The following is a 20,328-nucleotide window of genomic DNA, read 5'->3' as shown; positions in this document are numbered from 1 at the left end:
CAGCCGCTCCGCCCTTTTCAATCCGGTATTTTTTCCGCCGCGCGGCGCGCCGCCAGCCAGAGGGGCGCCGTCAGCCAGAGCATCGGCAGGTCGCGCGCGAGCAGCTCCCCCCCGCCGACCAGCGCCACCCCCGCGAAGCTCCCGCAGAGGCAGGCCGCGAGCAGGAACGCGAAATCCCGGGGGTCCGCCGCCGGGCGGCGCAGCGCCGGGCGCGCCGCCAAGAGGAGCGCGGCGAGCGAGCAGGCAGCCGCCTTGAGAAGCGCGGTCAGCAGCAGCACGTCGGGGCGTTCCTTCTTCATCCAGAGGTAATCCGTCCACTCGGCGCGCCGCTCGGTGAAGAGGGTCTCCCAGAAGGAAAAATCCGACCAGCGGGTCGGGATCAAATCCTGCGGGACCGCGGGGCGCACGCCCGCCAGCCAGAGGACGGCCGCGGCCGCGGCGACCGCTGCAATCCAGAGCAGCGCCCGCTGGACCGGCCAGTCGCGGCGGGCGCGGGCACGGCCAAAAAAGCGCACGGCAAGCGAACAGGCCGCCGCCAGCGCGGGCAACAGGCAGAAGAAGCGGGCGAGCGCCGCGAGGCCGCCGTACTGCACGATGCGTTCCCCGGGCAGGCCGTGGCGCATGGCGAATTCCTCCGCACGCCCGCGCGGGTTTTCCTCCCCCGAAAGGTCGAGGGTGACGCGGTCGAAGAGGACCTCCGACGCGGGGTCCGCCTCCACGGCGAGGGTGGCCTCCGGCGCGTCGAAGACGCCCCGGACGGTGTAGTCCCGGCCGTTCCAGCGCACCTTCTGCCCCTCGGCGCGCGCGTCCCCGAAAAGGGAGAGCGCCGTCGTCCGGTCGATGAGACAGCCGTTCCCCGCCGCGGGCGCGAGGGAGGGGCGCGCGTCCGGCAGGAGCAGGGCGCTCTCCCCCCACAGCGTGAGAACGGACACGGTGCGTTCCCGGCCGAGCGCGGGGCTTTCGACCGTCTGCCCGTCCTCCTGCCGCCAGAGGGTGAAGGCGAGCGGATGCTCCGTGCGCGCCTCGGCGGCGGCCATCTCCCGGGCTGCGGGGACTCCCGCCGGCGCGCCGCCGATTTGGAGCGCGGCGCGCTCCCCGAGCGGCGCGGCCGCCCCCGCGAAGAGGCAGGCGCCTGCCCAGAGGGCCAGCGCCAGCAGGAGCGCCAGCGGCCCCTCCAGACGGCGCAGGGCGGTGGTCATGTGGCCTCCGGGCGGACGCGGTCGTTTTCACGCACCGTCTTGTTGCCGCCCGTGATGATCCGGTCGTCGGTCGTGAGCGGCCCCTCGACCGCCGCGGTCGTCTCGTTGCGGTCGAGCAGTGTCACGTCGAGCCGCTCGGCGCTCTGCTCCACGCCGAGCACCGACTCGGTCTCCCGCACCGCCAGGACGTAATACTGCTCCCCCTCCTTATGCAGCGCCGATACCGGCACCGTCGTGCGGTACTGCTCCGAACGGGTAGTGGCGGACAGTACCGCCGACATCCCGGCCTCCCCCTTCCCGGCGGGGAGGGAGACCGTCACTTTGGCGTAGCCGTTCTTGTCCGCCAGCGCGGCGATGCTCTCCACCGTGCCGTCCACGCGTTTGTGGCCCGGGAGCTCGAGCTTCACCTTGTCGCCCGGCGAGAGGTACTCCCGCTCGTCGTCGGTGATCTCACAGGTGAAGCGGAAACCCGCTTCCGCACCCGCCAGCAGCAGCGCCGCTTCGTCCGCCGTCCGCTTTCCGGGCGCGACGGAGAGCGCCGTCACCGCGCCGTCGATGGGCGCGCAGATTTCGCCGCCTGCCTCGGAGAGCGCCTGGAGCCGGGAGAGCTCGAGCTGCCGGAGCCGCACGTCGATCCCGAGCGTCGCCGCGCTGTTGTCCGGGTCCTCCAGCTCCAAATCCTCCAGCACGCGCTCCGCGTCCACCTTCGCCCGGTCCTGGTCGCTCAGCGCCTCCTCATAGGCGCGCTGCTTGGCGCGGTAGTCGTCCCGCAGCGCGATATAGGTCGGATCGAGGTCCTCGTCGTCCTCGTCCTCATCCACGTCGTTGTCGTTTTTGTAATCGCGCAGCGCCTGCCGCGCCCGGCGGCGGTCCTCCCCCGCCTGCTGCAGCTTGAGACGGCTGCGCTCCATCGCCATGTCGTAGTCCTCCTGCGCGCGCAGGGCGGACAGTTCGTCCTTCTCCTCCCCCAGCGCGGCCTTCTGCTGCGCCTCCTGGAGCTGGAGCTGGGCGCGCTGGAGCTCGAGCTGCTTTTCCAGCACCTGCCGCGCGAGATCGTCCGCGTCGAGGGTGAACAGCAGGTCTCCCGCTTTCACCTGCTGCCCCTCGCCGACGGCGACGCTCCCCACGAGGATCCCGCCTTCCGCCGTGACCGGGCGCTCCTGCGCCGGTTCGAGCCGGCCGTCCTTCTCCACCGTGTGCGGGATGGCCGCGCGCGCGGGCTTTTCGGTCGTCACCTGCGCGACGGTCAGCGAATCGGCCGCGCGGGAGAGCAGCGTGCAGGCCAGCATGAATACGAGAAAGCCCGCCAGCAGCCGCAGGGCGCGCCGCTGGATGGTGACCGGACGGGAGCGGTCGGTTTTGTATGTAAAGATCGTTTTCAGATTCATCGGTTTCATTCCTTTATGCCCGCGGCAATAATTCCCTGTTCAAGGTAGCTCTGCCCGTAGAGGAAGACGAGGATCGCCGGGATGAGCGCCACCACCGAGGCGGCCAGCGCCAAACCCGCGCGGCCCGTCACGACCTGCGGCAGATAGAGGGAGAGCGGCCAGAGCGCTTTGGTCTTGAGATAGGTCATCGGCGGTTCGATGAGGTTCCAGCAGTCGAGAAAGCCCAGCACCACCGCCGACATCACGCCCCCCGCGCCGAGCGGCAGGCCGATCGACCAGAAGATGCGGAAGCTCCCCGCGCCGTCCAGTTCGGCCGACTCGATGAGCGCCTGCGGGATCCCCCTGAAAAACCGGTACATGATGAACACCGGAAAGGTGGAAAACGCGGCGGGCAGGATGATGCCCGTCAGCGTGTCGAGCAGGTTCAGCCGGTCGAGGACCAGATAGGTGGGCATCATCGTCACCTGGAAGGGCATGAGCATCAGCACGATATAGAGGGTGAACAGCAGGTTTTTGCAGGGGAACTCGTGCCGGGCGAACCCCCACGCGGCGGGCACGCCCACCAGGAGCTGCCCGGCCAGCGTCCCGAGGGTGATCTTCACCGAGTTCCAGAACATGACGAAGAACCCGGGCGAATCGAGCAGCAGCTCCACATAGGGGCGCAGCGTCGGGTAGAGGGGGATGAGGTCCCACCGCGCGAACCCCTCCCCGCCCGAAAGCACGGGCGCGAGGCTCGCAGTGAGTTCCGCCTCCCCCATGAAGGAGCCGCCGACCAGAAAGACGATCGGCAGCCACACCGCCGCCGATAAAACCAGCGGGAGGAGAAGCGGCAGGCTTTGTCGGATTTTACGCATCACAGCCTCCTTGCGCGGATGAAAAGTTGGGGCGGGGCGGGAAACCGCGCCCGGCCCCGCCGGGCGCCCGAGCCGCGAAGCGGCCCGAAAACGGCTTTGCCGTTTGGTTTCCCGCCCCCGCGGCGATGGGCGCGCGGCGGGCGGCTATTCCGCCTCCCACGCGCGCCGCAAAAGCAGGATGAGCAGCAGGATCACGGCCGCCACGAGCACCGCGGCCGCCGCGAGCTTATCCATCGACAGCTCGCGGAACCAGTTGCTGAAGAGGTGCTGGAGCAGGTACATGCTGCTGTGGGGGTAATCCCCCGCCACGAGGTAGGCCTCGCGGAAGACCTTGAAAGAATTGAGAAAGCTCAGCACCGTGATCGTGTAGAGGGAGGGCAGCAGGTTGGGGAGCGTCACCCGCGTGAAGGTCGTCCACGCGCCCGCCCCGTCGATCGCGGCCGCCTCGTAGATGTCGGTCGAGATGTTCGCGAGCCCGGCCATCCAGAGGATGACATCGTAGCCGAGGTTCTTCCAGATGTAGCTGCCCACCAGCACCCAGAAGGCGGCGGAGCTCTGCATCCAGTCGGTCCCCTGCCCGCCGAACGCCGTGATCCAGGAATTGACGAGCCCGTCCGCGTGGAAGAGCGCTTTCCAGATCAGGACGATCGACGCGACGGGGATCGCCATTGGAATGAGGAAGGTGGTCTTGAAGAAACCGGCGCGGCGGGGGTTGCCGTAGAGGATGACCGCCACGAGCAGCGAGAGGGAGATGAGCAGCGGCATGCAGAACGCCACGAACCGCAGCGTGTTGCCCGCCGCGAGGCGGAACGCCCCGTTGGAAAAGACGTCGGCGTAGTTTTTGAGGCCCACGAAGGCGCCGTTCATCGCCCCGGTGAAGGAGCGCCGGACCACCTCGAGGAAGGGGGCGAGCACGAAGACGCCCACCCCCAGAAGACTCGGGAGGATGAAAAGCAGCCCCCGCATCCGGCTGGCCGTACGGCTGTTCACGGCCCTACTCCGCAAGATAGATGTTGAGCTTCTCGCGCAGGGCGGTCACCGCTTCGTCAAGGGTCCGCGTCCCGTCGAAATAGCCCGCCGTCTCGTCGAGCACCATCTGTTTGACCACCTCGTCGGAGGCGGAGGGGGTGTCGAGCGCGGTAATCCAGTTCTCCGCGTTCTCCATGAACGCGTCGGAGGGCCAGGTCACCTGCAGATCCATCGAAATCTCCTCCCCGTCCTCGCCGGTCCAGGAGGAGCCGTAATACATCCCGTCCGGATCGCCCGGATTCGGGTTGACGAAGCCGTTCGAGAAGGCCGCCGCGTTGACCGGCATGCCGTCGTCAAAGTTGTTTTTCTGCACCTGCTCGGACAGGACCAGCCCGAGGAAAGCCTGCGCCATATCCGCCTGCTTGCTCTCCGCGTTGACGCCGAGGATGGTGCGCGGCACAAACACGCCCGAGACCTGGCCGGGCAGCGGGGCGAGCTCTCCGCCGCCGTGTTTGACGATGCAGGCGTCCGGCGCCGCGAGCGCCTTCACCGAGTCGAGGCTTCCGGCCGCCGCGCCGAGCATATCATAGGTCCAGCGCAGACCGTCCCACAGCAGATCGTAGGAGGCGCCGCCGGTATATTCATAGGCAGCCTTGCTCTCCTCCGCCTGCTCGCTGGTGGCGCTGTCGCAAATCCGCTTGAGGTCGGTCAGGAAGGCGCGGAACGCCTCCTCGTCCATCGAGCCGTCCGCCTGGAACCAAGCGGGGGAGCAGACCGGGTAGAAAAGGTCGATCATCGCGGCGGGATGGACAATGCTGAGCGCGCCGCCGTGGATCCCGGGGAACCGCCCCGCCTGCGCGGCCAGCCAGTCGGCAAGCGCGGTTAGATCCTTCGCCCGCGCGGCTTCCTCATCGGCCAGGATGACCGGCACCGAGAAACGCGCGGGCACCGCGTAGATCCTGCCGTCGGCGGTCTTGAAGCTCTCCGCCTCGGCCTTCAGCCATTCGCCCGAGGCGGTCTTGCCGCCGACCGGCTCGGAGAGGTCGAGCAGAACGCCCTTTTCGACATAGCTGTCGATCGGCATGCCGTCGAGCACGAGCAGGTCGGGGCCCTTGCCGGCGAGCAGCTCGTTGGCCAGCGTGCGCAGCGCGTCCGACGCGGTCACCGCGTCGGCGCCCGTCAGCGCCACGTCATAGACCACGTGCACGTCGGGGTTCTGCCGCTGGAAGAGGCCCATCGCCTGGCGGATGGTCTTGTTGTCCCGCAGGGAGAACACCCGCAGCTCCTTGTCGGGCACCGTCGGGGTGTCCGCCGAATAGGTGTAGTTCATGAGCGTCCGGTCCATGCCGTCCGCGTAGAGCAACAGCAGGCTGCCGTCCTCTTTCACGATCAGGTCGGTCAGCCGAAGCGCCGGCATATTGAGGGAACAGAGTTCGCCGTCGATCAGCCGCTCGGTCACCGCGCCGTCGAGCAGGTGCCGGTAGACGCCCGTGCTGTCCGCGAAGTAGACCGCCCCGTTCTCCGGATCGGAGGCGAGCACCCGCTCGTACGACGCCGATTCGGCCATCGTCGCGACTTTCGGGCCGCCATCCTCAGGCTGCTGCCCGGTCGTGGAGAAGGAGCCGGTCTGCTCTCCTGTCGTGAGGTCGTAGAAGGTGACGAGGTCGCCGTCGGTCATCGCCAGCGTGTTCTGGAGGGTCGTATAGGAGATCGAATTGGCAAAGGCCTCCGGGTCATAGAGGTGCTTGCATTCGCCGGTGGCCGGGTCAAACTGCGCGAGGACGAAGGCGCAGTCCGCGATGAGGTCGCCGTTTTCCGCGACCTGCAACCCGCGCGCGCCCAGCGTCCCGTAGTCCATCTGCGCCTCCAGCGTAAAGCCGAGCTCCTCCACGTTCCCCGCCGGGTCCACCTTGACCAGCTTGGAGCTTGGCATCTGCGGGCCCGAGGTCAACCCCTCGTCCCCGTTATCCCCGGCGTCCTCCCCGTCCGTCCCGGCGGCGTCCCCTTCGGGCGCGGGGGCGTCCGAGGACGCGGAGGTCTCCGCGGATTCGGCGGCCGCGGCGGACGCGCCGCCTCCTTTGGCGGCTTCCATCTGCGCCATCAGCGCGTCAAACTCCGCCTGCGTCATCGGCATGTACTGCATGTAGAGGTTGCCCGCCCTGTCCCATGCCGCCGCTTCGACGGTGAGCAGCTCGCCCAGGCCGTCGAGCCAGGGGGTCTCCTCCTGCATCCAGCGCCTGCCGCCGTCCGTCGAGGCGTAGACGTACCACTTGCCGAGCATCATCTCCTTGTCGAGGTTGCACAGCAGCCTGATCGAGCCGTCCTCGGCGCGGTGGACGGCCGCCACATAGCCCACCCCTTCGGGGAGCGCGTATTCCTCTTCGATATAGCGGCCCATCGCCGCCTGCGCGCCCGGGGCGTCGCCGCCCGGCGCGGAGGGGGAATTGTCCCCGCAGGCGGAGAGCGCCAGCATCATGCCCGCGAGCGCCAGCGCGCCCAGCCGTTTCAGTCGCTTTCTCATATGATCGTATCCTCCAAACTGGTTGTTGGTTTTTGCCTACCGCTACTCTATCACTCGAATCTCTAAATTTTCTCCAAAGATTTAAAGGAATTTTCCAGATTCGCGTGCTATACTACAAACAGTAACGGTGGGGGAACCCGCCGCACGGAGGATATCGATATGCGGATTCTGCTCGTAGAGGACGATGTGAAGCTGTGCGAGGCGGTCGCCTTCGCGCTGAACGAGGAGGGGTTCGAGGTCGACGTCTGCCACGACGGCGACGACGGCCTGCGCTGGGCCCGGGAGGGCGCGCACGACCTCATCCTGCTCGACCGGATGCTCCCGGTCATGGACGGCGTCACCGTCCTGCGCAAGCTCCGCTCCGGCGGGATTGCCACCCCCGTCCTGCTCGTCACCGCGCTGGGCAGCATCGGCCAGCGGGTCGAAGGGCTCGACGCGGGCGCGGACGACTACCTCGTCAAGCCGTTCGCCGTGGAGGAGCTGCTCGCGCGGGTGCGCGCCATGTGCCGCCGCCCCCGCCGCTGGGAGAGCTCCGACGTGACCGAATACGGCGACGTCGTCTTCGACGCCGCCAAAAAATCCCTGCGCGGCTCGTCGGGCGGCTGCGCCCTCTCCAAGCGGGAGGCCGCCCTGCTCGAAACCCTGCTCAAGAACCCCGGCCAAACCCTGCCGCGCGCCGTGCTGCTCACCCGGGTATGGGGGCCGGACGCGGGCGTGGAGGACGGCAACCTCGACAACTATATCCACTTCCTGCGCCGCAGGCTCCGCTCGGTCGGTAGCCGCATCCTCATCCAGACGGTGCGCGGCGTCGGCTACCGGTTGGAGGAAGGCGATGTTTAAACGGCTGCGCGTCCGGCTCACCGTCGTGTGCGCCCTCATCACCAGCGTCATCCTTATCGGCATGGCGGTCTCCTCCTTCCAGATCTCCGCCTACCAGCTCCGCCAGCGGGCGGACGAGTCCTTTGCGAGCGATCTCTCCGCCGTCCTCAGCCACCTGGGCAGCCAGCGCGTCCTCGACCACACCTGGCTTTCCCAGACGGAGGCGGGCGGCCTACTGCTTTGCATCGAGGACGCGGGCAGGCCGCTGCTCTACCGTGGAAGCTGGACCGCGCCCTTCCGCCAGGAGGTCTCCGACCGGGTCAAGCAGGCGGCGCTCGACCGCTTCGGCTTCGACGCAAACAAGCCCCCCGACACCCAGCTGCACCCCCGCACCCTCTCCTTCTCCTACGCCGACCCCTCCCTCGGCGCCTGTCACGCCGCCGTCGCGTCGGTGCCGATCCCCGGCGGGTGGGTCTCCCTCGCCCTCGTCAAGCCCAAGGCGCCCGAGCAGGCCCAGACCGCCCGCCTGAGCTGGGCGTTCACCGGGCTTTCGGCCGCCGCCGTGCTGCTGCTCTCCATCTTCTGGTGGTTTTTCGTCAAGTTCGCCATCCGTCCGGTCGAGGAGAGCCGCCGAAGGCAGATGGAGTTCGTCTCGGCGGCCTCCCACGAGCTGCGCGCCCCCCTCGCGGTCATCGGCACGAGCGCGTCGGTCATGCGGCGCGCCTCCCCCGAGCAGGCCGACCGCTTTGCCCAGACGATCTCGCAGGAGTGCTCCCGCATGTCCCGGCTGGTCGACGACATGCTCATGCTCGCCAGCGCCGACAACAGCAGCTGGTCGATCCAGAAGGAGGAGACGGACCTCGAAACCCTCCTGCTCGACGCGGCCGAATGGTTCGAGCCCGCTGCCGCGGAAAAGCAGATCCGCATCTCCGTCTCGCTGCCCGAGGAGACCCTACCCCGCTGCCGCTGCGACCAGCAGCGCATCCGGCAGGTGCTCTCGATCCTGGTGGACAACGCCGTCAGCTACGCCGGAGAGGGCGGCAGGGTCGTGCTCTCCGCCGGGTGGAAACGCGGGTGGTTTTCCATCCGCGTGGCCGACGACGGCCCCGGCATCCCCGACGCGGAAAAGGCGCGCGTCTTCGACCGCTTCTACCGCGCCGACAAGGCCCGCAGCGGCCGCGAGCACTACGGGCTGGGGCTGTCGATCGCGCGGGAGATCGCCGCGCTCCACCGGGGCAGGCTCACAGCCGGCGACACGCCGGGCGGCGGCGCGACCTTCACCCTTTCGCTGCCGGGCGGGAATCCGGAATAAAACAAAGGGCGCACCTTCCGGTGCGCCCTTTGTTTTGGAGAATTAGGAGATTATTTACCCAGGAAAGGGAGGAGAAAGCAATCAGACGGCGGCGTCCGCCGCGGGGATGGCCTCCCGGCGGCTCTGCGCGACCGCTTCGAGGTGCGCGCGCAGCTGCTCGGGCGTGATGTCGACGTGGTCGAGGTCGACCGAAAGCTGTTCGTGGTATTTGGCGTTCACCTGGTCGACGACGTCCTGGTATTCCGAACGGTCCGCGCCGCACCCTCCGAGGAGCAGTCCCCCCGCGATCAGCAGGGCGAGACATCCGAGGATCAGCGAGCACCAGGAGAGGACATGATCTGCAAGCAGTTTTTTCATTCCGGCGGCCTCCTTTCCAGTCACTGTGGCCTTTCTACCTATCATAACGATCCGCGCGGCCAAATTCGGACAGTTTTTGTAAAAAAACCTTCCGAAAAACCGCACAAACTTTTTATCTATATTTTATGAAATCTGCTGGCCCGCCGCGACCGGCTGCCCCACGCAGGCACAGACCTTTTCCACCGCGCGGCGCAGGCGCATGCCGGCCGCCCATTCGGACATCCCCAGGATGCGCGCGATCTCGCAGACCGAGAAGTTCTGCACCGCCGACAGGACGACCAGCTCCCGGTCCTCGAAGCCAAGCCCGCCCAGCTGTTCGAGCAGCGCGGCGCCGCGCCCGTCCACCTCCTCCGCCAGCGCGGAGGAATAGCCGCCAAGTCCCCGGTCGGCCCGCTCGCACATCTTGCACAGGCGGCGCGCCGCCTCGACCGCGAAGGCCCGCTCGTCCGCCGTGCAGGCCGACGCGGCCGTCCGGGTGAACGCCTCCCCCGCCGCGCGGGCGGCGGCTTTGCCGTCCCCAAGCAGGTAGAGGGCCGCACGGTAAAGCTGGGGCAGAAAACGCCCGTAAAGCCGGTCAAACTGCTGTTTGCCCATCGGCTGCCGCTTCATCTTGCGTCCCTCCTTCCGGTTTTCCCGCCTGGTAAATGGTTCTATCTCTTTAACCATATTTCCCATGGATATGGGACACTCTTCAGAGGGAAATTTTTCAAAGCGGACGCAATTCCGGGGCGGGCCTGCGCCCGGTTTGCGCGGCTTCCCCGGCTTCCCGGGAAATACTGTACCGCTGTACTAGTGATATTAGTACTATGATACACCATATTTCCCCGGATGTCAAGCCGGTCGCACAAAATTCCCCTCCGCTCCTTACGGATCAGACAGAAAAAGGAGACTGCCGCAGAGATCGCGGCAGTCTCCTTTTTTCGATGCTTCGGTTCCGGCTTGGGCGGGTCAGACTTTGATGATGTAGCCGGATTTCCTGGGCGCGGCGTCCGGGTGCGGGCAGTCGGCATAGCCGAGCGCAATCGAGCAAACGCTCCGCATGGTTTCGGGCAGGCCCCATTTTTTGAGGAGCGCCTTGCCCTCCTCCGATTCGAACATCTCCTTGCTGCGGTGGATCCAGCAGGACCCGAGCCCGACGGCATAGGCGGCGTTCAGCAGGTTGCCGCCGATCGCCGAGCAGTCCAACTCCCCCTGCGCGTCCTCTTCCGGCGCCATCACGAGCAGAATGGTCGGCGCGCCGTAATAGGGATGCGCGGATGCGTTTCCCATAACCTTTGCGTTCATGGCGTCCAGCGCCGCAACCGTCTCCGCGTCCTGAACGGCGACGATCACCGGGGCCTGCCTGCCGCCGGCGGTAGGCGCGTAGGTGCCGGCTTCCAGAACCGTGTCCAGCTCTTCCGCCGAAATCTGCCGGGACTGGAATTTACGGATCGAACGGCGATTTTTCAACACTTCCAAGGCTTCTTTTTTCATGGCAGACGCTCCTTTGCAGATTGAATTACAGCTGATCTGACAACAATCAATATAGCACCTTTATTTTGTAGTGTCAATAGCTACGATTGACTTCCGCGGGCTGTGGCGGTATACTGTTTTTAGTCGGGCGCAAGGGGGCCGGGAAGCATGAAGATGAATACGCAGTTTACCGTGGCGATCCACACCATGATGCTCATCATGATAAACCCGGACCGGAAAATGACGAGCGAAATGATCTCGGAGAGCACCGGCGCCAACCCCGTTCTCATCCGCCAGATTTTCGGGAAGCTGAAGACCGCCGGCCTGCTGCAGATTTCCACGGGGCGCGGCATAACCAAACTGGCAAAGGCCCCCGATGAAATCAACCTGTGGGACGTCTATACGGCCGTGGAGGGAGACCACGCGGACGAGCTGTTTACCTTTCACCAGAACATCTCCAAGGAATGCCGGGTCGGGTGCTCCTTCAAGGAGATTTTGAATCCCCATGTCGACAAAGCCCTCCGGGCGATGAAAGACGAACTGTCGGCCGTGTCCTTGGAGCAGCTTTTGCGGGAATGGGACGCTATCAAATAGATCCCGCCGTATGTAAACGCCCTCCATTGGGAGGAAGAAAACGACGGGCCCCCCCCCCCCCCCCCCCCCCCCCCCCCCCCCCCCCCCCCCGAAAGGTCCGGTTGGTTCCGTCAGCGCCCGAACTCGGAGAGCTCGAGCCATTTGTTGTGCTCCTGCGCCCAGCGGATGTTCCACTCGTCGGTGAAGAGGAGCAGGTAGCGGTCCTTAAAATCCTGGACCAGCTTGGTGTCGGAGGAGATGTCGAGCTGTTTGGGGTCGAACTCCTCGTTTTCGATCCAGCGGATATACTGGTAGGAGAGCCCGTCGCGGCGGATGTCCACGCCGTACTCGTTTTTGAGGCGGTACTCGAGCACCTCGAACTGGAGCACGCCGACCACGCCGACGATGACCTCCTCCATGCCGGTGTTCGGCTCGTGGAAGATCTGGATGGCGCCCTCCTGGGCGATCTGCGTCGTACCCTTGACGAACTGCTTGCGCTTGAGGGTGTCGGTCTGGCGGATGCGCGCGAAGTGCTCGGGCGCGAAGGTCGGGATGCCCGCGAACTCAAACTTGCGGTTCGCCGTGCAGATCGTGTCCCCGATGGAAAAAACGCCCGGGTCGAACACGCCGATGATGTCCCCCGCGTAGGCCCTGTCGATGATCTCGCGGTCCTGCGCCATCAGCTGCTGGGGCTGGGAGAGCTTGATCTTCCGCTCCCCCTGGACGTGGTAATACTCCTGCGTCTTGTCGAACTCCCCCGAACAGATCCGCATAAACGCCACGCGGTCGCGGTGGGCCTTGTTCATGTTCGCCTGGATTTTGAAGACGAACGCCGAGAAGCCGGGATCGAACGGATCGATCTCCCCCTCGCTGCTCCCGCGCGGCAGGGGCGGCGTGGTCATCTTGAGGAAGTCCTCCAAAAACGGCTCGACGCCGAAATTGGTGAGCGCGGAACCGAAAAACACGGGCGAGAGCTTTCCGTGGCGCACCTCGTCCATATCGAATTCGTAGGAGGCGCCGTCAAGCAGTTCCACGTCGTCCACCAGCGTTTCCCGCAGGCTCTCGCCGAGCATCTCGCCCAGTCGCGCGTCCGACATCGAGAGCTCGACCTTTTCCACCTGACGCACCCCGTTGGCGGTGCCGTCCCCCAAAAAGGAGATGATCTCCCGCTTGTGGCGGTCGTAGACCCCTTTGAATTCCCTGCCGCAGCCGATCGGCCAGTTGACCGGGTAGGTGCGGATGCCCAGCTCCTGTTCGATCTGCTCCATCAGGTCGAACGGGTTGCGCGCCTCCCGGTCCATCTTGTTGACAAAGGTGAAGATCGGGATATCCCGCAGCAGGCAGACCTTGAAGAGCTTGCGCGTCTGCGCCTCGACGCCCTTGGCCGCGTCGATCACCATCACCGCGCTGTCCGCCGCCATCAGCGTGCGGTAGGTGTCCTCCGAGAAGTCCTGGTGTCCCGGCGTGTCGAGGATGTTGATGCAGTAGCCCTCGTAGTTGAACTGCATGACCGACGAGGTCACCGAGATGCCGCGCTGCTTTTCGATCTCCATCCAGTCGCTCACCGCGTGGCGGGCGTTTTTCTTTCCCTTGACCGCGCCCGCGAGCTGGATCGCCCCGCCGTACAGCAGGAACTTTTCCGTCAGCGTGGTCTTACCGGCGTCCGGGTGCGAGATGATCGCAAAGGTCCGCCGCCGTTCAATTTCGTTTCTGATGTCTGCCAATCGAATTCCTCCAAAATCTCCGTATGCTCTAACTTTGTTATATTACCATTTTTGCCCGCCGCGCGCAATACATACCGGGAAATTCCGTGTCTGCCGGCGGACGGCTTCCCCCGCGGCAAAACGCGCGGTGCGAGGTTGCCGGGCGGGCCGGACATGTTGTATAATGGCGGTATCAGACACGAAGGGGGATTCTCATGTTGCAGCAGCTGACCGACCGCGTCTTTTTTTTGCCCTGCGACCCCGCCACCGACCGGCCCTGCCTCGGCTACCTGCGGGGCGACCGGTTTTCGGTGATGATCGACGCGGGCAACTCCCCCGCGCACGCCGCCCTCCTCCTGGAGGAGCTGCGCGGGGCCGGGCTTCCGAGGCCCCGGTTCGTGGCGCTCACCCACTGGCACTGGGACCACACCTTCGGACTTCCGGGGCTCGACGCGGCGGCCGCCGCCTGTTCCCGCACCGGGCGGATGCTCGAACGAATGCTCGGGTGGAAGTGGGACGACGCTTCGATGGCCGAACGGCTGCGCGCCGGCGAGGATATCCTCTTCTGCGACGAGATGATCCGCCGGGAATATCCCGACCGCGGCAAAATCGCCCTGCGGCCCGCCGACCTCCTCTTTGAGGACCGGCTGGACCTCCTCCCCGGCGGATGCTCCTGCCGGCTCCTGCGGGTGGGAGGGCCCCACTCGGACGACTGCGTCACCGCGCTCATCCCCGAAGAGGGCGTGCTTTTCCTTGGGGATGCGTACTGCGAGGACATGCACCACGGGGAACCCCACTATCCCCGCGCGGCCACCGAGCGGCTGATTTCCAGCCTGCGCGCGCTCGACTTCACGGTCGCCGTCGGCGGCCACTGCCCGCCGCTGTCCCGCGCGGACCTCTTCGGCTATCTGGAGGGCGTGGAGAAAAGATGACGATAAAGGGGCCCCTTCCGAACGGAAGGGGCCCCTTTTGATTCGCGGGAAAAATCAGGCGTTCGCCTTCTGGGTGCGCACGCGGCGGATCTCCTCGGTGAAGAGGGGCACGATCTTGCAGACGTCGCCGACCACGCCGTAATCCGCGACCTCGAAGATCGGGGCGGAGGGGTCCTTGTTGATGGCGATGATGATGTCGCTCTCCTCCATGCCGGCGAGATGCTGGATGGCGCCGGAGATGCCGCAGGCGATGTACAGGTTCGGGCGGACGGTCTTGCCCGTCTGGCCGACCTGGCGGTCCTTCTCGACCCAGCCGGCGTCGACGCAGGCGCGGGAGGAGGAGATGGTGCCGCCGAGCTCGTCGGCGAGCTCTTCAAGCAGCTTGAAGTTTTCGGGGCAGCCCATGCCGCGGCCGCCCGAAACGAGCACCTTCGCGTCCTGGATGTCCATCTTCTCGCTGACCTTCTTGATCACCTCGAGGATCTCGACATTCTTGCGGGAGTCGAGGTTCGGGACCTCGAACTTCTCGACCGGGCACTCGGCGCCGTCGATCGGGGAGATGCGCTGCATCACGCCCGGGCGGACCGTCGCCATCTGCGGACGGTGGTCGGGGCAGAGGATCGTCGCCATGATGTTACCGCCGAACGCCGGACGGGTCATCATGAGGTTCTGGGTCTCGGGGTCGATCTCGAGCCCGGTGCAGTCGGCGGTCAGGCCGGTGTGCACGCGCGCGGAGACGCGCGGGGCCATGTCGCGGCCGATCGCGGTCGCGCCGTAGAGGACGACGGCGGGCTTTTTCGCCTGGATGACCTCGTACATCGCCTCGACGTACGGCTCAGTCATATAGGTCTCAAGCGCAGGATCGTCCACAACGATCACGCGGTCGGCGCCGTAGCGCGCGAGCTTTTTGGCAAGGTCGGTCACCTGATGGCCCAGCAGGACCGCGGTCACCTCGTCGCCGAGGTCGGCGGCGAGCTGCTTGCCCTTGCCGATCAGCTCATAGGAAACGCCGGTGATCTTGTTGTCGACCTGCTGTGCGAAGATAAATACGCCTTTATAATCAGAAACAGCCATTTCGTTCACCACTTTCCTCACAGAATGAATTTTTCTTTGAGCCTGTCGACCAGCCAGTTGGCCGACTCCTGCGGGTCGAGGGTCACGACGGTGCCCTTGCCCTTGACGGCCTTGGTGAACGACTTGAAGACCCGCGTCGGGGAACCCTTGAGGCCGATGTTGCCGTCGTCGACCTTGAGGTCGGGACGGGTCCACACCTTGACCTCTTTCTCACGGTAGGCGTCGAAGATGCCGCCCGGGGTCATGTAACGGGGTTCGTTCAGCTCGCTGAGCGCGGTGATCAGGCAGGGCATTTTCGCCTTGAGGATGTGGTAGCGGTCCTCGTACTGCCGCTTGACGATCACATAGCCATCCTCGACCTTGAGGTCCTCGGCATAGCTGATGTTGGCCAGGCCCAGATGCTCCGCGATCTGCGGGCCGACCTGGGCGGTGTCGCCGTCGATCGCCTGGCGGCCGGTGATGATGAGGTCGTACTCGAGGTTCTCGATGGCGGACGCGATGGTCGACGAGGTCGCCCAGGTGTCCGCGCCGCCGAACGCGCGGTCGGTGACGAGGATCGCCTCGTCCGCGCCCATCGCCAGCGCCTCGCGCAGCGCCAGGTCGGCCTGCGGCGGGCCCATCGAAATGACGGTGACATGCGCGCCGTACTGGTCCTTGAGACGCAGCGCGGCCTCGAGGCCGGCCTTGTCGTCCGGGTTGATGATGCTGGGGACGCCTTCACGGATCAGCGTTCCGGTCACCGGATCGAGCTTGACCTCGTTGGTATCCGGGACCTGCTTAATGCAAACGACTACTTTCAATTCCTGCAACTCCCTTCTACTTCAAGAACGATCCGGAAATGACCATACGCTGGACCTCGCTGGTGCCCTCGTAGATCTCCGTGATCTTCGCGTCGCGCATCATGCGCTCCACGGGGTAATCCCTCGTATAGCCGTAACCGCCGAAGAGCTGCACGCACTTGGTGGTGACTTCCATCGCGGTCTCGGCGGCGAACAGCTTGGCCATCGCGGCGTCGACCGAGAAGCGCTTTTTGGTGTCCTTGGCCACCGCGGCGCTGTAGACGAGCAGACGGGCGGCCTCGATCTTGGCCTTCATGTCCGCAAGCTGGAACTGGGTGTTCTGGAACGCCGAGATCGGGCGGCCGAACTGTTTGCGCTCCTTGACGTATTTGACCGTCTCGTCAAACGCGCCCTGCGCGATGCCCAGCGCCTGCGCGGCGATGCCGATGCGGCCGCCGTCGAGGGTGCCCATTGCGATGCCGAAGCCCTTGCCCTCCTGTCCGAGGAGGTTCTCCTTCGGGACGATGCAGTTTTCAAAGATCAATTCGCAGGTGGAGGAGCCGCGGATACCCATCTTGAGCTCCTTCTTGCCGATCGAGAAGCCGGGGAACTCCTTTTCGACTATGAACGCCGAAATGCCGTGGTTGCCCTTGGATTTATCGGTCATCGCGAAGATGACGTACACGTCCGCCTGGCCGGCGTTGGTGATGAAGATCTTGGAGCCGTTGAGCACATAGTGGTCGCCGTCGAGCACCGCCTTGGTCTGCTGGCCGGAGGCGTCGGTGCCGGCGCCCGGCTCGGTGAGGCCGAACGCGCCGAGCTTTTTACCCTGCGCCATCGGGACGAGGTATTTTTCGATCTGCGCGGGGGTTCCGTACTTTTTGATCGGGTCGCAGCCGAGCGAGGTGTGCGCCGACACGATGACGCCCGTCGTGGCGCAGACCTTCGACAGCTCCTCGACGCACATCGCGTAGGTCAGCGTGTCGCAGCCCTGGCCGCCCAGCTCCTTCGGGAACGGGATGCCCATAAAACCGAATTTCTGCATCTTCGCGACCGTCTCGGCCGGGAAGCGCTCTTCCTCATCCACTTCCTGAGCAAGGGGCTTCACTTCCTTTTCCGCGAAGTCACGGAAAAGCTGTCTTGCCATCTCCTGCTCTTTGCTGAGTACGAAGTCCATGCAAGTTCCTCCCTAATATGTTTATATTTCCTGCGAAAGCTGCCCGCGCCAAGCCGCGCGGCACATTGGATGCGCCGCGCGGCCTGCGGAGCGGGAGCGGATTTACCTGGAGTAGTCGTAGAAGCCCTTGCCGGTCTTGCGGCCGAGCGTGCCGCCGCGGACCATCTTGCGGAGCAGCGGATGCGGGCGGTATTTCGGATCGCCGAACTCGTTGTAGAGCACTTCCATGATCGCGAGGCAGACATCCAGGCCGATCAGGTCGCCGAGCGCGAGCGGGCCCATCGGGTGGTTCGCGCCGAGCTGCATGGCGGAGTCGATGCCCTCGACCGACGCGACGCCCTCGGCGTAGATGCCGATCGCCTCGTTGATCATCGGGATGAGGATGCGGTTGACGACGAAGCCGGGGGCCTCCTTGACTTCAACCGGGGTCTTGCCGATCTCCTTGGAGATGGCGACAATCTTTTCAACCGTCTCGGGAGCGGTGTGCAGGCCGGCGGTGACCTCGACCAGCTTCATGACGGGCGCGGGGTTGAAGAAGTGCATGCCCACGATCGCGCGGTCAAGCCCCTGGGACATCTCGGTCAGGGAGAGGGAGGAGGTGTTGGACGCGAAGATCGCGTCCTTCTTGCAGATCGTCTGCAGCTTCGCGAAGAGCTCCTTCTTGAGGTCCATCTTCTCGAGCGCCGCCTCGACGACCAGGTCGCAGTCGGCCACCTTGTCGTTGAGCCCGGTGGTGATCTTCGCCAGGATCGCGTCCGCCTTCTCCTGCTCCATCTTGCCCTTGGAGACGAGCTTGGTGAGGGATTTCTCGATCTTCTTCTTGCCGCCCGCGGCAAATTCCTCGGTGATGTCGCAGAGCACGACCTCGTAGCCATCAGTGACCGCGAATGCCTGCGCGATGCCGGAACCCATCGTTCCCGCGCCGATAACGCCAACTTTCATTTCAGTTACCTCCATATGTAAATATCAGGATTACATTACCTGTTCTCGAACGGGGCGGGCTTCTCCTTCGCCACAAACGCCTTCATCGCGTTTTGCTGGTCCTGCGTCTCGAAGCAGCTGCCGAACAGCTCCTCCTCGATCGCGATCCCCTCGTCGATCGAGACCTGCAGGCCGTCGTTGATCGCCTTCTTGGTGGCGCGCACCGCGATCGGCGCGTTGCGGGCGATCTTCTCGGCCAGCTTCATCGCCTCGTCCATCAGGCTTTCCAGCGGGACGACGTAGTTGACGAGCCCGAGCGCGAGCGCCTCGGGAGCCTTCACCTTGCTCGTGGTGTAGAGAAGCTCCTTGGCCTTGCCCACGCCGATCGTGCGGGCCAGCCGCTGGGTGCCGCCGAAGCCGGCGGTGATGCCGAGCGAAACCTCCGGCTGTGCGAACACCGCGTTCTCCGAAGCGATGCGGATGTCGCAGCTCATGGCCAGCTCGCAGCCGCCGCCGAGCGCGAAGCCGTTGACCGCCGCGATGACCGGCACGGGCAGCGTCTCAATCTTGCGGAAGATGTCGTTGCCCTTCTTGCCGAACGCCTTGCCCTCGGCCTTGGTGAGCCCGGACATCTCGGCGATGTCCGCGCCCGCGACGAACGCCTTCTCCCCCGCGCCGGTGATGATGACGCAGCGGGTCGCGTCCACGTCGATCGCGTCGACGACCTTCTCGAGATCGCCGAGCACCTCGCTGTTCAGCGCGTTGAGCGCCTTGGGCTTGTCGATGGTGACCACGCCGACGAAGCCCCTCTGTTCGTAGGTGACGTAACTCAAGTTTTTGCCTCCGTTCCTGTGTGTATTTTCGCTTTTGCACAGCTTTCAGGCACCCGGAGACCCGGATGCCTGAAACTGATTTTCCCTGTTACTGGATATTTTCGACAACCGTCGAGCAGCCCATGCCGCCGCCGATGCAGAGGGTCGCGAGCCCCAGCTTGGAGCCGCGCTTCTTCATCTCGTGCAGCAGGGTGACGAGGATGCGGCAGCCGGAGGCGCCCACCGGGTGGCCCAGCGCGAGCGCGCCGCCGTTGACGTTGACCTTGGAGGCGTCCCAGCCGAGCTCGATGCCCACGGCCAGCGACTGCGCGGCAAACGCCTCGTTCGCCTCGATGAGGTCCATCTGGTCGATCGTGAGGCCGGTCTTGTCAAACAGCTTCTTGGTGGAGAAGGCGGGTCCGATGCCCATGATGGAGGGATCGACGCCCGCGGTCGCGCCGGCGACCCATTTGGCCATCGGCTTGATGCCGAGCTCCTTGGCCTTGTCGGCGCTCATGACGACGATCGCGGCGGCGCCGTCGTTGATGCCCGAGGCGTTGGCGGCGGTCACCGTGCCGCCCTCCTTAAAGGCCGGGCGCAGCTTGGCGATGCCCTCGGCGGTCACGCCGTCGCGGGGGAACTCGTCGGTGTCGAAGAGGACGGTCTCCTTCTTGACCTTGATGGGGACCGGGACGATCTCGTCCTTGAACCTGCCGGCCTTGCGGGCGGCCTCGCACTTCTGCTGGCTGGACGCGGCGAACTCGTCCTGCATCTCGCGGGTGATGCCATATTTCTCGGCGACGTTCTCCGCGGTGATGCCCATATGGTAGTTATTGAAAGCGTCCCAGAGGGAGTCCTTGATCATGCAGTCGATCAGCTTGCCGTCGTTCATGCGGTAGCCGTAGCGCGCCTTGTCGAGCGCGAAGGGGGTCGCGGACATGTTCTCCATGCCGCCGGCGACGATGATGTCCGCCTCGCCAGAAGCGATCATCGCGGCCGCGAGGTTGACGCACTTGAGGCCGGAGCCGCAGACGATGTTCAGCGTCTGCGCGGGGACCTCGATGGGAAGGCCGGCCTTGAGGGCGGCCTGGCGCGCGACGTTCTGGCCCTGCGCGGCCTGAAGCACGCAGCCCATAAAGACTTCGTCAACCTGCTCGGGTTTCACGCCCGCGCGGTTGAGGGCTTCCTTGATCACGATAGCACCGAGCTGCGCGGCGGGGACACCCGTGAGGGAACCGCCCATTTTGCCGATTGCGGTGCGGCAGGCACCGGCCAATACGATTTCCTTTGACATGTTGACGCCTCCGATTTTTCTTGAAATTCTCAGGTTTGGGGCCGGACCGGCCCTTCGATTATCAGTATACTACAAGGGTTTTGAAATTGCTATATTTTTAACAAACTTTTCACGATTTTTATGAGTTTGTCTAAATCTCCCCCCTCGCCCGAAACCGCTTTTATGCACTTTTGAAACAAACGGCCCAAAGGC

General features: G+C 65.2%; 19 protein-coding genes. 4 read left to right on the top strand and 15 right to left on the bottom strand.

Annotated features, from left to right (window positions below):
* Positions 1–17 precede the first annotated feature (17 nt).
* The 5 genes from NE609_RS09585 to NE609_RS09565 all read right to left on the bottom strand — a co-directional run bounded on the left by NE609_RS09585 (position 18) and on the right by NE609_RS09565 (position 6,931).
* Positions 18–1,199, bottom strand: a complete 1,182-nt coding sequence (locus tag NE609_RS09585; protein WP_256152386.1) for an ABC transporter permease — start codon at positions 1,197–1,199, stop codon at positions 18–20.
* Positions 1,196–2,587 carry an efflux RND transporter periplasmic adaptor subunit gene (locus tag NE609_RS09580; RefSeq protein WP_256152385.1) on the bottom strand — a complete coding sequence of 464 codons (1,392 nt, stop codon included), beginning with the start codon at positions 2,585–2,587 and terminating at the stop codon, positions 1,196–1,198. The genes NE609_RS09585 and NE609_RS09580 overlap by 4 nt, the downstream gene beginning before the upstream one ends.
* A 5-nt stretch (positions 2,588–2,592) precedes the next feature.
* Entirely contained in the window at positions 2,593–3,441 is an 849-nt protein-coding gene (locus NE609_RS09575) for a carbohydrate ABC transporter permease (protein WP_101551517.1), read from the bottom strand.
* Positions 3,442–3,585: 144 nt separating this feature from the next.
* Positions 3,586–4,431 carry a carbohydrate ABC transporter permease gene (locus NE609_RS09570; protein ID WP_370867156.1) on the bottom strand — a complete coding sequence of 282 codons (846 nt, stop codon included), beginning with the start codon at positions 4,429–4,431 and terminating at the stop codon, positions 3,586–3,588.
* 4 nt (positions 4,432–4,435) lie between these two features.
* Positions 4,436–6,931, bottom strand: coding sequence for an ABC transporter substrate-binding protein (locus NE609_RS09565; RefSeq protein ID WP_256152384.1), 2,496 nt, complete (start codon positions 6,929–6,931; stop codon positions 4,436–4,438).
* A gap of 159 nt (positions 6,932–7,090) precedes the next feature.
* Between NE609_RS09565 and NE609_RS09560 the strand changes: the two genes are divergently transcribed.
* The gene (locus NE609_RS09560) at positions 7,091–7,771 is read left to right on the top strand and encodes a response regulator transcription factor (RefSeq protein ID WP_256152383.1); all 681 of its coding nucleotides are present in this window, start codon (positions 7,091–7,093) and stop codon (positions 7,769–7,771) included.
* Positions 7,764–9,062: a cell wall metabolism sensor histidine kinase WalK gene (locus tag NE609_RS09555; RefSeq protein WP_256152382.1), complete on the top strand. Its 1,299-nt coding sequence runs from the start codon at positions 7,764–7,766 to the stop codon at positions 9,060–9,062. Before NE609_RS09560 ends, NE609_RS09555 begins: the two co-directional genes overlap by 8 nt.
* Positions 9,063–9,143: 81 nt before the next feature.
* Here the strand turns inward: NE609_RS09555 and NE609_RS09550 are convergent, their stop codons facing one another.
* The 3 genes from NE609_RS09550 to NE609_RS09540 all read right to left on the bottom strand — a co-directional run bounded on the left by NE609_RS09550 (position 9,144) and on the right by NE609_RS09540 (position 10,892).
* Complete coding sequence (locus NE609_RS09550; RefSeq protein WP_101551527.1) at positions 9,144–9,419, bottom strand: hypothetical protein; 276 nt, start codon at positions 9,417–9,419, stop codon at positions 9,144–9,146.
* A gap of 123 nt (positions 9,420–9,542) precedes the next feature.
* The gene (locus NE609_RS09545) at positions 9,543–10,028 is read right to left on the bottom strand and encodes an RNA polymerase sigma factor (protein ID WP_158595599.1); all 486 of its coding nucleotides are present in this window, start codon (positions 10,026–10,028) and stop codon (positions 9,543–9,545) included.
* 339 nt (positions 10,029–10,367) lie between these two features.
* On the bottom strand, positions 10,368–10,892 hold the full coding sequence (locus NE609_RS09540; RefSeq protein ID WP_101551531.1) for a nitroreductase: 525 nt from the start codon (positions 10,890–10,892) through the stop codon (positions 10,368–10,370).
* Between the two features lie 147 nt (positions 10,893–11,039).
* Between NE609_RS09540 and NE609_RS09535 the strand changes: the two genes are divergently transcribed.
* Positions 11,040–11,465 carry an Rrf2 family transcriptional regulator gene (locus NE609_RS09535; RefSeq protein ID WP_101551533.1) on the top strand — a complete coding sequence of 142 codons (426 nt, stop codon included), beginning with the start codon at positions 11,040–11,042 and terminating at the stop codon, positions 11,463–11,465.
* A gap of 110 nt (positions 11,466–11,575) precedes the next feature.
* Here NE609_RS09535 and NE609_RS09530 read toward each other — a convergent pair whose 3' ends face one another.
* Positions 11,576–13,168, bottom strand: coding sequence for a peptide chain release factor 3 (locus NE609_RS09530; protein ID WP_101551535.1), 1,593 nt, complete (start codon positions 13,166–13,168; stop codon positions 11,576–11,578).
* Between the two features lie 194 nt (positions 13,169–13,362).
* On the opposite strand from NE609_RS09530, the gene NE609_RS09525 reads away from it, so the two are divergent.
* Positions 13,363–14,079 (top strand): MBL fold metallo-hydrolase, encoded by a 717-nt coding sequence (locus NE609_RS09525; RefSeq protein ID WP_256152381.1) that lies wholly within the window; start codon positions 13,363–13,365, stop codon positions 14,077–14,079.
* A 54-nt stretch (positions 14,080–14,133) separates the two neighbouring features.
* On the opposite strand, the gene NE609_RS09520 is transcribed toward NE609_RS09525, so the two are convergent.
* The 6 genes from NE609_RS09520 to NE609_RS09495 form a co-directional block, all read right to left on the bottom strand.
* The gene (locus NE609_RS09520) at positions 14,134–15,153 is read right to left on the bottom strand and encodes an electron transfer flavoprotein subunit alpha/FixB family protein (RefSeq protein ID WP_256152380.1); all 1,020 of its coding nucleotides are present in this window, start codon (positions 15,151–15,153) and stop codon (positions 14,134–14,136) included.
* A 17-nt stretch (positions 15,154–15,170) separates the two neighbouring features.
* On the bottom strand, positions 15,171–15,953 hold the full coding sequence (locus NE609_RS09515; RefSeq protein WP_101551557.1) for an electron transfer flavoprotein subunit beta/FixA family protein: 783 nt from the start codon (positions 15,951–15,953) through the stop codon (positions 15,171–15,173).
* Positions 15,954–15,969: 16 nt separating this feature from the next.
* Positions 15,970–17,109, bottom strand: coding sequence for an acyl-CoA dehydrogenase (locus NE609_RS09510; protein WP_121586495.1), 1,140 nt, complete (start codon positions 17,107–17,109; stop codon positions 15,970–15,972).
* A gap of 102 nt (positions 17,110–17,211) precedes the next feature.
* Entirely contained in the window at positions 17,212–18,051 is an 840-nt protein-coding gene (locus tag NE609_RS09505) for a 3-hydroxybutyryl-CoA dehydrogenase (protein ID WP_121586494.1), read from the bottom strand.
* A gap of 35 nt (positions 18,052–18,086) precedes the next feature.
* On the bottom strand, positions 18,087–18,863 hold the full coding sequence (locus NE609_RS09500; protein ID WP_121586493.1) for an enoyl-CoA hydratase-related protein: 777 nt from the start codon (positions 18,861–18,863) through the stop codon (positions 18,087–18,089).
* Between the two features lie 88 nt (positions 18,864–18,951).
* The gene (locus NE609_RS09495) at positions 18,952–20,136 is read right to left on the bottom strand and encodes an acetyl-CoA C-acetyltransferase (protein WP_256152379.1); all 1,185 of its coding nucleotides are present in this window, start codon (positions 20,134–20,136) and stop codon (positions 18,952–18,954) included.
* Positions 20,137–20,328 lie beyond the last annotated feature (192 nt).

Source organism: Anaerotruncus sp. DFI.9.16 (assembly GCF_024461615.1).
Classification (GTDB): Bacteria; Bacillota; Clostridia; order Oscillospirales; family Ruminococcaceae; genus Anaerotruncus; species Anaerotruncus massiliensis.
The sequence above is the reverse complement of the archived record's forward strand: the minus strand, read 5'-3'. Positions and strand labels throughout refer to the sequence as shown.

Bases quoted from the DNA above. Each gene is read 5' to 3' on its own strand.
- NE609_RS09580 (WP_256152385.1), bottom strand. From the start codon at position 2,587: ATGAATCTGAAAACGATCTTTACATACAAAACCGACCGCTCCCGTCCG.
- NE609_RS09505 (WP_121586494.1), bottom strand. From the start codon at position 18,051: ATGAAAGTTGGCGTTATCGGCGCGGGAACGATGGGTTCCGGCATCGCG.
- NE609_RS09585 (WP_256152386.1), bottom strand. From the start codon at position 1,199: ATGACCACCGCCCTGCGCCGTCTGGAGGGGCCGCTGGCGCTCCTGCTG.
- NE609_RS09565 (WP_256152384.1), bottom strand. From the start codon at position 6,931: ATGAGAAAGCGACTGAAACGGCTGGGCGCGCTGGCGCTCGCGGGCATG.
- NE609_RS09555 (WP_256152382.1), top strand. From the start codon at position 7,764: ATGTTTAAACGGCTGCGCGTCCGGCTCACCGTCGTGTGCGCCCTCATC.
- NE609_RS09510 (WP_121586495.1), bottom strand. From the start codon at position 17,109: ATGGACTTCGTACTCAGCAAAGAGCAGGAGATGGCAAGACAGCTTTTC.
- NE609_RS09495 (WP_256152379.1), bottom strand. From the start codon at position 20,136: ATGTCAAAGGAAATCGTATTGGCCGGTGCCTGCCGCACCGCAATCGGC.
- NE609_RS09575 (WP_101551517.1), bottom strand. From the start codon at position 3,441: ATGCGTAAAATCCGACAAAGCCTGCCGCTTCTCCTCCCGCTGGTTTTA.
- NE609_RS09535 (WP_101551533.1), top strand. From the start codon at position 11,040: ATGAAGATGAATACGCAGTTTACCGTGGCGATCCACACCATGATGCTC.
- NE609_RS09550 (WP_101551527.1), bottom strand. From the start codon at position 9,419: ATGAAAAAACTGCTTGCAGATCATGTCCTCTCCTGGTGCTCGCTGATC.
- NE609_RS09545 (WP_158595599.1), bottom strand. From the start codon at position 10,028: ATGAAGCGGCAGCCGATGGGCAAACAGCAGTTTGACCGGCTTTACGGG.
- NE609_RS09540 (WP_101551531.1), bottom strand. From the start codon at position 10,892: ATGAAAAAAGAAGCCTTGGAAGTGTTGAAAAATCGCCGTTCGATCCGT.
- NE609_RS09520 (WP_256152380.1), bottom strand. From the start codon at position 15,153: ATGGCTGTTTCTGATTATAAAGGCGTATTTATCTTCGCACAGCAGGTC.
- NE609_RS09560 (WP_256152383.1), top strand. From the start codon at position 7,091: ATGCGGATTCTGCTCGTAGAGGACGATGTGAAGCTGTGCGAGGCGGTC.
- NE609_RS09525 (WP_256152381.1), top strand. From the start codon at position 13,363: ATGTTGCAGCAGCTGACCGACCGCGTCTTTTTTTTGCCCTGCGACCCC.